13 protein-coding genes are annotated in these 11,356 nt (G+C 45.0%); 1 reads left to right on the top strand and 12 read right to left on the bottom strand.

Going from position 1 to position 11,356, the window contains the following annotated elements:
* The 10 genes from M1K46_RS17070 to M1K46_RS17025 form a co-directional block, all read right to left on the bottom strand.
* A complete protein-coding gene (locus tag M1K46_RS17070) occupies positions 1 to 753 on the bottom strand; it encodes a 2-phosphosulfolactate phosphatase (protein WP_091005811.1) in 753 nt (250 codons plus the stop codon).
* Between the two features lie 9 nt (positions 754 to 762).
* Positions 763 to 1,821 carry a phosphotransferase family protein gene (locus tag M1K46_RS17065; protein ID WP_091005809.1) on the bottom strand — a complete coding sequence of 353 codons (1,059 nt, stop codon included), beginning with the start codon at positions 1,819 to 1,821 and terminating at the stop codon, positions 763 to 765.
* A gap of 27 nt (positions 1,822 to 1,848) precedes the next feature.
* Positions 1,849 to 2,268, bottom strand: a complete 420-nt coding sequence (locus tag M1K46_RS17060) for an acyl-CoA thioesterase (protein WP_256227001.1) — start codon at positions 2,266 to 2,268, stop codon at positions 1,849 to 1,851.
* Between the two features lie 29 nt (positions 2,269 to 2,297).
* Positions 2,298 to 3,077, bottom strand: a complete 780-nt coding sequence (locus M1K46_RS17055; RefSeq protein ID WP_062232250.1) for an enoyl-CoA hydratase — start codon at positions 3,075 to 3,077, stop codon at positions 2,298 to 2,300.
* Positions 3,077 to 3,961, bottom strand: a complete 885-nt coding sequence (locus tag M1K46_RS17050) for a 3-hydroxyacyl-CoA dehydrogenase family protein (RefSeq protein WP_256226960.1) — start codon at positions 3,959 to 3,961, stop codon at positions 3,077 to 3,079. Before M1K46_RS17050 ends, M1K46_RS17055 begins: the two co-directional genes overlap by 1 nt.
* Before the next feature lie 24 nt (positions 3,962 to 3,985).
* The gene (locus M1K46_RS17045) at positions 3,986 to 4,555 is read right to left on the bottom strand and encodes a TetR/AcrR family transcriptional regulator (protein WP_053354223.1); all 570 of its coding nucleotides are present in this window, start codon (positions 4,553 to 4,555) and stop codon (positions 3,986 to 3,988) included.
* Positions 4,556 to 4,652: 97 nt separating this feature from the next.
* Positions 4,653 to 6,272 carry a long-chain-fatty-acid--CoA ligase gene (locus M1K46_RS17040; RefSeq protein WP_256226959.1) on the bottom strand — a complete coding sequence of 540 codons (1,620 nt, stop codon included), beginning with the start codon at positions 6,270 to 6,272 and terminating at the stop codon, positions 4,653 to 4,655.
* Positions 6,273 to 6,424: 152 nt separating this feature from the next.
* On the bottom strand, positions 6,425 to 7,177 hold the full coding sequence (locus tag M1K46_RS17035) for an SDR family NAD(P)-dependent oxidoreductase (RefSeq protein ID WP_256226958.1): 753 nt from the start codon (positions 7,175 to 7,177) through the stop codon (positions 6,425 to 6,427).
* Positions 7,178 to 7,204: 27 nt separating this feature from the next.
* A complete protein-coding gene (locus M1K46_RS17030) occupies positions 7,205 to 7,978 on the bottom strand; it encodes an SDR family oxidoreductase (protein ID WP_062232244.1) in 774 nt (257 codons plus the stop codon).
* A 26-nt stretch (positions 7,979 to 8,004) separates the two neighbouring features.
* On the bottom strand, positions 8,005 to 9,231 hold the full coding sequence (locus M1K46_RS17025; RefSeq protein ID WP_062232242.1) for an acyl-CoA dehydrogenase: 1,227 nt from the start codon (positions 9,229 to 9,231) through the stop codon (positions 8,005 to 8,007).
* Positions 9,232 to 9,402: 171 nt separating this feature from the next.
* Between M1K46_RS17025 and M1K46_RS17020 the strand changes: the two genes are divergently transcribed.
* Positions 9,403 to 9,717 carry a hypothetical protein gene (locus tag M1K46_RS17020; protein ID WP_256226957.1) on the top strand — a complete coding sequence of 105 codons (315 nt, stop codon included), beginning with the start codon at positions 9,403 to 9,405 and terminating at the stop codon, positions 9,715 to 9,717.
* Positions 9,718 to 9,730: 13 nt separating this feature from the next.
* Here M1K46_RS17020 and M1K46_RS17015 read toward each other — a convergent pair whose 3' ends face one another.
* Positions 9,731 to 10,969, bottom strand: coding sequence for a multidrug effflux MFS transporter (locus M1K46_RS17015; RefSeq protein ID WP_256226956.1), 1,239 nt, complete (start codon positions 10,967 to 10,969; stop codon positions 9,731 to 9,733).
* On the bottom strand, positions 10,956 to 11,318 hold the full coding sequence (locus M1K46_RS17010) for a MerR family transcriptional regulator (RefSeq protein ID WP_256226955.1): 363 nt from the start codon (positions 11,316 to 11,318) through the stop codon (positions 10,956 to 10,958). The genes M1K46_RS17015 and M1K46_RS17010 overlap by 14 nt, the downstream gene beginning before the upstream one ends.
* Positions 11,319 to 11,356: the final 38 nt, after the last annotated feature.

The raw sequence follows: 11,356 nt of genomic DNA, 5'->3' as shown, positions 1-11,356 counted from the left end.
TTAAGATTGCTGTTGGGCGTGCGCTTGTTCAATGGTGGCTTTCCCATCCTTCAGCACCGCAACAACAGGGGCTGCATCGACAGCAGAGGCAAAATCCAAGTCGTCAAATAAGCCGTATCTGGCAAATAAATTTCCAACATAGGACGACTGAAGAACCTGATAAGCATTCTGTCTGTTTCCTTTATACAGATAGTAGGCCGTTTGGGCAGCGTCACTCAGCTGCAGCGGTTCTCCACCCAGCTCAACTAACGCCGTAATGAGATGTCCTGCTCCATATACATCCTCGAGGCTCACCTCTCCGGAATTGCCGGAGCAGATGATAACGATCGTACTCGAACTATTGTGATGTAACAAAGCCTTAGCAGTCGCTGTATTATTCAGTAAAGAAGAAATATATACTTTTTGTGCCCCTGCTGTTTTTCGAAGAGCCACTGTGCCGTTCGTCGTGGATAAGATAAGTGTTTTTCCCTGGACTTGGCGGCTGAGCAATAAAGGGCTCGGATATAGAAAACCGTCAATTGGTTTGGCATGCAGCTCTCCGGCCAGAAGGTAATCTCCCTTTTGGAACATTTTTGATAACTCCCGCGCTTCTTTGTGGTCTTTCACAGGAATTACATCTTTTGCTCTTTGATACAACGCAGATACGATGGTCGTGGTCGCCAACAAGACATCAAGTACCACGGCAATCTTGTTATTTTCAGCCATCTTTTCAGAATGGATCTCTTCCTTTTTCAAAAGCAAATGGACTTTCATCTCTTCACCTCATTGTCCAAAAGCAGTATGGGAGGCATGCAGGATCAAGCTTTTGACAAAGTGATGAAATTGTGAAAAGCGGGCATCCTCGGTTTGCCCTTTTTTATACCGGTAATAGATTTGCTGGCAGATAACAGCTAGTTTGAAATAGGCGAACGTTAAGTAAAAATTGATTGCGCTAACGTCTCTACCGCTTTTTTTAGCATATTCCTCTATAAACTGTTCCCTCGTAAAAAAACCTTCCATAGTGGTTACAGGCGGTTTTCCCAGTCCCGTTTTCAAAAGGTCGGGATCATCGGCTTCAATCCAGTATCCCATGGCGACTCCAAGATCGGCGAGAGGGTCTCCAACCGTACTCATCTCCCAGTCAAACAATCCTGTCATGTGGTTCAAGCGCTGATCAAACATACTGTTATTGAGCTTGTAATCATAATGGATCATGGAAGCGGGCTGCTGTGTTGGGATATGGTCCGCAAGCCATGTGGTCAAATGCTTCACTTCCGGAATATCATCGGTTTTCGAACGATCATATCTGGATATCCATCCATGCACCTGCCGTTCCATGAACCCATCAGGCTTGCTGATTTCAGATAATCCTGTTTTTTTGTAGTCAATGGCATGCAGCTGGACAAGCTGATTCACCATCTCACTGGAAATCTGGCCGCATAGATGCCGAGTCACCTGGACTCCCTTCGGAAAAGAGGTATCAACTACGATTCCATGTTTTCTTTCCATCAAGAAAAACGGTCGGCCAACGATCTCCTCTCCTTTTGAAAAAAGAAGAGGCTTTGGAGCAGGCGGGAACATTTCATGAATCTCAGACAGAATACGGAATTCCCGCTCCATATCGTGGGCTTTTGGCGCAACGGGGCCAAGCGGCGGCCTCCGCAGAACGGCTTCCCATTCTCCCATTTTGAGCTGATACGTCAAATTGGAATGGCCACCGGAGAACTGCAGGATTTCCAGCGTCTCTTCCGGCAATTCATCCATAGAATGCCTAAGGAAACGCTCAAGAGCAGCAAGATCCAGTTCTTCTCCCTGGCGAACGGCTATCGTATCCTTACTCATGTCTTCCTCCTCCTCGATTCATTTATTTCAAGATTCTGACTCTTGAGTCTGCAATACTAGATTCTCTTTCAATGCGTCGCGCAGAAATTCTGGTATATGAGCAGTCTGCTGTGTTTTAAAGTCAAAATACACAATGACTGCATTTCCTCTCGCAACTAACTCCTTGGTTTCTGCTTTATAGATATCGTGTTCCAATGTAAAGCTTTTTGTTCCGATTTTTGATACCCCGGTCCGCACCACTAGTCTTTCGTTAAAATAACCTTGTGCCATGAAGTCACATTTTGTGGAAGCAAGAATAAAGCTCCATTCGTTCGTGTTCATTTCAAGGCCGAGGGTTTCAAAGCAGCGGACCCTCGCTTCTTCCAGATAAATAAAATAACTCGTGTTGTTAATGTGGCCCAGGGCATCCGTTTCACAGAACCGTACCGTCAGTTCAATTTCATGCATGTCTTTCCTCACTTTCTGCCTCTTACCGATCAACGATGCTGAAAGGCAGGTTTTCTTTTTTCAAAAAATGCCTGAACGCCCTCTTTAATATCTTCCGTTTGGAACACTTCCTGAAACAGAGAAGCTTCCACTTCGATGCCTTCATTCAAGGATTTGTTAATGCCTACATCAACCGATTGTTTAATTCGTGATAGAGCCTGAAGCGAGTGGCGCGTGATTTTACTTGCCAACTGTTTGGCACTGACCAGTCCTTCACCGGAAGGAACTACCTTATTGACCAGTCCGATTCGTTCAGCTGCGGCTGCAGAAATCGGTTCCCCTGTAAACATCATTTCTTTTGCTTTCGCTTCTCCCACTAAGCGGGGAAGACGCTGTGTTCCTCCCCCGCCAGGAAATAATCCGAGGGTAACTTCAGGCAATCCGATCTGGCTGTGTTCCTCCGCAATCCTCATATCGCATGAAAGGGCAAGTTCGCAGCCGCCTCCGAGTGTCAAGCCGTTCAAGACAGCGATCGTAGGCTTTGGAAAAGAATCAATTCGGTTTAGGATATAATGGACCTCCATCACTTGTGCCCTCATATCAGGGTTCCCCATCATCTGAGGAAACTCTTTAATGTCGGCTCCAGCAACGAATGCTTTTTCTCCCTCTCCCGTTAGTACAACAGCTACCGTTTCCCGGTCATGTTCCAACTCCATGAACGTATCATCAAGCTCCTGGAATACGGCTCTGCTCAATACATTCAGCGGCGGATTGTTTATCGTAATGACAGCGAGATGATGGTCTTTTACTACCTCAAGATATTTTCCCATTATAGTTTCACTCCTTCAGTTTCATAGTTGTACCAGCCTTTGCCGGTTTTTCTCCCTAAATGGCCTTGCTTCACCTTCTCTTCAATGCAGGCAAACGGCTTGTCTTCTGGATCGCCCGTCTCTTTATAGCGCTGTTCCATGACATAGTAGCCGACATCGATGCCGGATAAGTCCATAAGTTCAAATGGTCCGATCGGGTGGTTCAATGCTTTACGGCAGATGATATCGATGTCTTTATAGTCAGCGATTCCTTGTTCATACAGGTAAACGGCTTCTTTCTGCAGCGCACCCAAAATACGGTTGGCAATAAAACCCGAAATCTCTTTTTTAAGCAGAACTGCGGTACGGTTGATCCGCTTGCAAATCTCCATCGTCAGCTGAGCCGTTTCTTCGGATGTTTGGTCACTCATCACCACTTCCACACAATCCATCACGAGAGGCGGGAAAAAGAAATGCATGTTAACTACCTTCTCCGCACGGTTTGTCTCTGAAGCAATCAGACTATTGACGATTGTTGAACTGTTGGTTGCAAAAATGGTATGCTCAGGCGCCAACTGCTCAAGCTTCGCAAACACTTCTCGCTTCACATCCAGTTTTTCCACAACAGCTTCAATCACAAAATCGGTATTTCTGACCGCATCTTCAAAGCTTGTTGTGAAACGAAGGCGCTGAAAAGCCGCTTCTTTCTGATCGTCAGAAAGCTTTCCTTTAGTCACCCATTTGTCCATAATGGCATTGAGTTTGCTCTCTGCTTTGGAAAGCGCCAGTTCCTGCACGTCCTGTATGACAGTTTCAAATCCGCCAAGCGCGCACAGCATGGCGATCTGATGTCCCATTTGGCCTGCACCTAATACAGTAATCTGCTGTACATCTTCTACTTTCATCGTATAGCCTCCCGTTATTTAGTATCAATTTCTATGTGCTATGCCATTTAGAATCATTTCTACAAATATTTCGGCTACTTCTCTTTCTGACATCATTCCATCCGGATTGAACCATTGATAGCTCCAGTTAGCTGCGCCAAGAATTCCAAACGTAACGATTGATTCGTTCAGGTCAGAACGAAATTCACCGTTTTCAATGCCGTCATGGATCAACTGCTCCAGATTAAAGCGGAAACGGTCCCGTTTAGGAATAATCAGGGAGAGGCGCTCTTCGTTCAGGTTTTTGATTTCCCTGAAGAACACTTTTGCACTGGCTCCGGCCTGTCTGATGTTGCCGATTAACGCATAAACGATCTCAAACAGCTTTTCTTTGCTTGATTTCGTTTCATCAGAGATGATTCGTTCCTGCTGGTTTAATAGTTCATCAATATATCTGTTGTGAATGTTCATCAGCAGTTCTTCTTTGCTTGCAAAATAATAATAAAAAGTCCCTTTTGTTACGCCAAGAGCATCAACAATATCCTGTATGGATGTTTCACTGAATCCCTTTTTCTCAAATAAACGGATGCTGCATTCCGTAATTTTTTCCTTCATGTCTGTGTCCTCGCATTCTTTAATCAATTTCAGGCAAAATTATATCATTCTCTTTCTCTCCTTTTCTTTTTTTCTCAATGAATCTATAAAATTGTCCCTACCTTGTCTTTATTCTTGCTTCTTCCCGCAAAGCTCTGCGCAGAATTTTACCGACATTCGTCTTTGGCAGCTGCTCGCGAAACTCGATGATATGCGGGATCTTATACGCAGATAAATTTTGTTTGCAATAGTAAATAATCTCATCCTCTGTCGCGGTTTTCCCTGCTTTTAATACGACGATAGCCTTCACATCCTCTCCTCTGTAAGCATCAGGTACACCAATCACAACGGCCTCCTGAACGGATGGAAATTCATACAGCACTTCTTCTACTTCCCTTGGATAGATGTTGTAGCCGCTCGCGATAATAAGATCCTTCTTGCGATCCATGATGAAGACATAACCGTCATCATCCATCTTGGCTATATCTCCGGTGTAGAGCCAGCCGTTGCGAAGGGTATGTTCTGTCTCCTCCGGCATGTTCCAATAACCCTTCATGACTTGCGGCCCCTTGATAATGAGCTCGCCAAGTTCACCTGTCTTTACGTCTTCAGTTCCTGTTGCCAAGTCCACGATATGGTAATCTGTCGACGGCAGACCAATGCCTACGCTCCCTTCTTTTTGTTCAGAAAACATCGGATTGCAATGTGTGGTCGGTGAGGCTTCTGATAATCCGTAGCCTTCTAGAATCTTTGAACCTGTCTTTCTCTCAAAATCCTGAAGCAGTTCGACAGGCATCGGAGCACTTCCGCTGTTGCACACTTTTATACTGTCTATACCGAAGTTTTCAGCTTCCGGATGGTTGGTGATCGCAACATACATCGTCGGAACACCGGGAAAAACGGTCGGTTGTTCTTTTTTAATTGTTTGAAGAACCTCATTGATGTCGAATCTCGGGAGCAGGATTGATTCTGATGCGGTATAGATTGCGAGATTCATACAGGAAGTCATGCCAAACACATGGAAAAGAGGAATGACCGTTAAATACTTTTCTTTCCCGATCTCAATGTTATATTTAAAAAACTCATGTGATTGAAGGACGTTAGCGATAATATTTTTATGCGTCAGCATGGCGCCTTTGGAACGTCCAGTTGTCCCTCCGGTGTATTGTAAAACCGCAACATCCTGTTCAGGAGCGATCACTGCAGGATCGATCCGTCCGGTGCCGCTTTGCAAAAACTGAGAAAAAGACCAGTCAGGTGAAAGATCTTTTGGGTTTTCATCAAAACTAACCGAGATGATCCGTTTTAAAGGAGAAACATGCTGTTGCTTTTTCACCTGTTCATAAAGCGGTTCATAGACGACGATGGTCTCAGCTCCGCTGTCGTCGAGGATATGCTGCAGTTCCCGCTCAACGAGCATCGGATTAACCTGGGTAACGATCGCTCCGGCAGTCAGGACTCCATAGTATGTAATCACATATTGAGGACAGTTCGGCAGCATGATGGCCACACGGTCTCCGGCTTTCACTCCCGACTGCTGCAAAGCGGATGCAAAACCGTTTACGAGATTCTGCAGTTCACCGTACGTGGTCTTTTGGCTATAAAAGGATAAAGCGTTGTAATTAGGATATCGTTCTGCTGTCTGTTGAAGCAACTGCGGGATGGACAGGTCAGGAATCTGTATATCTGGTTGAATGGTTTCAGGATAATGGCTTTTCCAAACTTTGTTTTCGCTCATTATTAACCCTCCAGATTTTTAAAAGTTGATGAGATGGCTGTTTTGGCGGTAAAAACTTTATTATCGATCAGATGATACTCGACAGAAGTCAACCAATTTTGACGTCATGAGTTTGTCGGAAAAATACCAGTGAAGCCCGTTCTAAAAAACACTCAAAAAATCAGCCCACCGCCATCCACAGATAAAGTGGCTCCTGTAATAAATGATGCTTCATCTGAAGCGAGGAACAGCACCGCTCTTGCCACTTCTTCAGGTTTTCCGATCCTCCCGAGAGCATTGGCGGTAGAGATGATCGGCCATTTTCTTTCATTGTTCTTCCAGTTATCGATGATGCTCGTATCGATAACTCCTGGAGCAACGGCATTCACTCGAATGTTATGTCTGCCATATTCAAGTGCGGCGTTCTGAGTGAGCAGGAAAACTCCGCCTTTTGATGCATTATAAGCGGATAAGTATTTCTGCCCTTTAAGTCCAAGCAAGCTCGAAGTATTGATGATGACTCCTCCTCCGGCTTTGATCAGTTCCGGAACGCCATGTTTGATTCCGAGGAAGACCCCTTTTAAGTTGATATCAACAATGCGGTCCCATTCTTCTTCAGGAAGATCTGTACTTTTTACCTCAGGGTTTCCGATACCGGCATTATTGAACAAAATATGCAGAGCCCCAAACTCGCTAATGGCCGCGTCGATCACCTTTTTTACCTGCTTAGAGTCTGTAACATTTGTTTTGATAAAAATGGCCTGTCCACCTTGTTCTCTAATTAAACGAACGGTCTCTTCCCCAAAGTCTTCTTTCACGTCAGCGATGGCCAGCTTGGCGCCTTCCTTGGCAAAAAGAAGAGCAGCAGCCCGGCCGATGCCCCCTCCTCCGCCTGTAATCACCGCTGTTTTTCCCTGCAGTCTCATAACTTCAACCCTTCCCTGCTTCTGTCTTTACAAGGCATGTGCCCCGCCGTCTACAATCAGCACGTCTCCTGAAACATAATTAGAAGCATTTGATGCAAGGAAAAGAGCGGCTCCTTTAAGATCATCATCACTGCCAAAACGGTTGAGAGGCGTCCCCTCTAGAATGGCATCTTTTCCGTGTTCAATGAGCACTTTCGACATTTTGGTTGGAAAAAATCCTGGAGCTATCGCGTTCACATTAATATTGTGCTGCCCCCATTTCACGGCAAGATCCTTTGTGAAAGTTATGACTGCTCCCTTGCTCGTGTTGTAGCCGATCGTATCCATATAACGCGGATCTGTGCCCCCAAGTCCCGCAACAGAGGCAATATTGATGATTTTGCCTGATTTCTGTTCTATCATCACTTTCCCTGCAGCCTGGCTCATTAAAAATGTGCCTGTCACGTTTACGTCGATCACCTTTTTCCATGCTTCATATGGCATTTCTGCGGCGGGTGCGCCCCATGTCGCTCCGCTGTTATTGACGAGAATATCGATGGAATCAAATTCCTGCAGCGTTCGATCGATCACAGATTGAACATCTTCCGGATTTGAGATATCGCACTTCAAGGCGAGTGTCTTTATTCCGAGTTGCTTTAACTTCTGAGCTGCTTCCTCACAGGCCTCAACTTTTCTGGAACAGAGAACAACGTTGGCGCCTGCTTCAGCGAACGCTTCGGCAATCTGTTGCCCTAATCCCCTTCCTCCGCCTGTAATGATCGCTGTTTTACCTGTTAAATCAAACAGCTTGAGTACATTCATGTTTCTGCCCTCTTTCTTTGAAAATTCTAATGGACCAACAGTTCTTGCGGGTATTTTTTAAGTTCTAGTCTGGCTAGCTGTGCTCGGTGGACTTCATCCGGACCGTCAGCAAGCCTTAATGTTCTTGCATTCGCCCACTGGGCAGCAAGTGTAAAGTCGTCAGAGACCCCTGCTCCTCCAAAAGCCTGAATGGCGCGGTCCAGCACGCGCAGCGCCATTGAAGGTGCGACAACTTTGATCATAGCGATCTCTGTCTTGGCTTCTTTATTGCCGACGGTGTCCATCATATATGCTGCTTTTAAGGTCAGGAGCCTGGCTTGTTCAATTTCAATCCTTGAATCAGCGATCCATTCACGGATTACTCCTTGGTTTGCAATTGGTTTTCCGAAGGCTGTCCGTTTTTGAACGCGCTTACATAATTCTTCAAGCGCTCTTTCTGCTGCTCCGATCAGCCGCATGCAGTGATGGATCCTTCCCGGTCCAAGCCTTCCTTGAGCGATAGCAAATCCTTTCCCTTCACCCCAGATGATATTCTCAGCCGGCACTCGTACATTTTCATATGTGATTTCTCCATGTCCATGCGGAGCATGATCATAACCGAAAACGGAAAGCATCCTTTCCACCTTCACCCCAGGGGTATCCAAAGGCACAAGAATCATGGATTGCTGCTCATGCCGGTTCGCACCTGGATTGGTCTTTCCCATCACGATAGCAATTTTGCATCGAGGATCCCCGGCTCCGGATGACCACCATTTCCGTCCGTTGATGACATATTCATCTCCATCCTTTTCAATACGTGCTTCAATATTCGTGGCATCCGAGGAAGCGACTTCGGGTTCTGTCATGGAAAAACAGGATCTGATCGTCCCTTCTAAAAGGGGCTTGAGCCACGACTCTTTCTGTTTTTCCGTTCCATAGCGGACAAGTACCTCCATATTTCCTGTATCAGGTGCACTGCAGTTAAAGGCTTCTGGCCCAATGAGGGATCTTCCCATAATTTCACATAGCGGGGCATACTCCTGACTGGTAAGTCCAGCTCCATCTTCACTGTCAGGCAAGAACAGATTCCATAGGCCTTCTTTTCTCGCTTTTACTTTCAATTCTTCCATTATCGGCGGAACTGCGCTCCATCGGTCCTTTTGCTTATTAAGCTGTTCTTCATAAAGAGCCTCATTCGGATATACATACTGTTCCATAAAAAAGATGATCCTTTTCTGCAAGTCTTTCACTTTTTCAGAATACGAAAAATCCAAAATCTTCATCTCCTCTCAACTTACTAACCGGTCGGTATGTTAGATTATCTAAAGTATACTCTTTTCGGTAAAATTATCAATAAAATAAACTTATTATTCAAAAAATTAATAAAAAAGTCCTTTATGTAATTAATTCAAGTATAGGAAATACTAATCCCGGAGGTGGAAGCTTTGAGCAAACCAAAGATCATCATTCTGTGGACCGTGGCTGTCTTCTTTCTTTATTTCGCGTGGTCAGACTTTGTACAGGGACAGTTTAAATTTTCTAAATTTGAAGGCCGTGTGCTTGAAAAGGATTACTCAGAAAAAGCGGTAGAAAGAGGAACAAATATTCAAAGCCTGCCCAACTATACCATTCGCCTTTCATCAGGCCAGGCTGTTTCTGTTTCGTCACTGGATTTTAATTCTATAAAGAAGGGAGACCATGTCTTCTTCATCAAACAAAATGGAAGCATAAGTCTCTATAAAAGAGAAAGCCAATCCTAAAAAGGACTGGCTTTTACACGTTTTCTTTCACTTTTTTCGTTAAAAAGAAATATAAAACAAAAGCTATTGCTTCACACAGTGCAATGATAAAAGCCATTGAACCAGCAGGATTACTTCCCCAGAGCCCAACCAATGGTGCTGCAATACCACCAAGTATAAAAGGCAGCAGCCCAAGCAGCGCAGAAGCACTCCCTGCTGCCTTTTGCTGATTCTGCATAGCGAGTGAAAAACTGGCCGTACTGACGATTCCTACGCTGGATACCGTTAAAAATAAGGAAATGAGCAAGCCGAATAAGCTTTTCGTTGCAAGACTTACGATGACCATTAGGATACTGCCTCCTAACGCAATCAGCAACCCGCTTCGCAATAGTGCCGTTTCGCTGACTTTTCCTGCAAGTTTTCCAGCAATCTGGCTGGCGATGATAATTCCAACTCCATTGATTGCAAAAAACACACTGAACGCTTGTGGTGAGGCACCGAACACATTTTGAATGACGAAAGGAGATCCTGAAATATAGGCGAACATAGCTGCCATGACAAGCCCCTGTGAGGCTGCATACCCCATAAAAACACGGTCACTCAGCAGTTTTTTGTACGTCGTAAGCGTCTGTTTGATCCCGCCAGATGTCTGATTCTCTGCTGAAAGCGTTTCTTGCAAACCAAAGAAGGCAGCAAGCAGCATAAGCAGACTTAAGGCACAAAGAACAATAAACACGCCTCTCCATGAGGTGAACTGCAATAATTGTCCTCCTGCCACAGGAGCCAGGATCGGAGCGATACCGTTAATCAGCATCAATAAAGAAACGAACTTCGTCATATCCGGGCCGGAAAAAAGATCTCGGACCATGGCTCTGGATATGACAATGCCACCGGCTCCTGAAGCTCCCTGAACAAATCTAAGGAAAATGAGAATACTGATATTTGGAGCAAAAACACAGAGCAAAGAAGATACGGCATATAGCCCCAGGGCGATCTGCAGCGGGCTCTTCCTTCCTCTTCTGTCACTGATAGGACCTACAAACAATTGCCCCACGGCAATCCCCAACAAGCAGGCAGTGAGACTGAGCTGTGCGGCTGAAGAGGTGGTACTCAGCTCTTTTGTTAGATTAGGTAAAGCAGGCAGATACATATCAATGGATAATGGACCGATGGCCGTCATCGAGCCTAAAATTAATGCAAGCCATAGCCTTTTGGATGTGCTGGATTGTTGAATAGCTGAATAAGGTGAATTTTCTGGATTAGTTTGATTCATGGCTCTTCCCTTTCGATTCGGTTATTCGGTGTTCAAGCCTCTTACTGATCGATTCCAGCTCTCTTATTTTTTCTTCAGCATCTTCTTTGTGTTTCTGAAGAATGTCCAGGAATGAATCCAGGTTTCGTTTTTCGAGCTGGAGCTTGATCTGCTTGAGTGGGACTCCCATAGATTTTAAATAATAAATGATGTCCAACAGTTCGAATTGCTCAATGGAGTAGTAGCGATAACCAGAAACGGGATCAACGTTAACTGGCGTAAATAAACCGATTTCGTCATAATAGCGCAGCGTTTTAACGGGGATGTTGTGAAGTTTAGCCATCTGGCCAATGGAGAATCTGTTTTTCATGAAAACACCTGCTTTATAATAATGAACCTATCTTAACA

This window comes from Fictibacillus sp. WQ 8-8, assembly GCF_024494405.1.
GTDB classification, from domain to species: domain Bacteria; phylum Bacillota; class Bacilli; order Bacillales; family Fictibacillaceae; genus Fictibacillus_C; species Fictibacillus_C marinisediminis.
The sequence above is the reverse complement of the archived record's forward strand: the minus strand, read 5'-3'. Positions and strand labels throughout refer to the sequence as shown.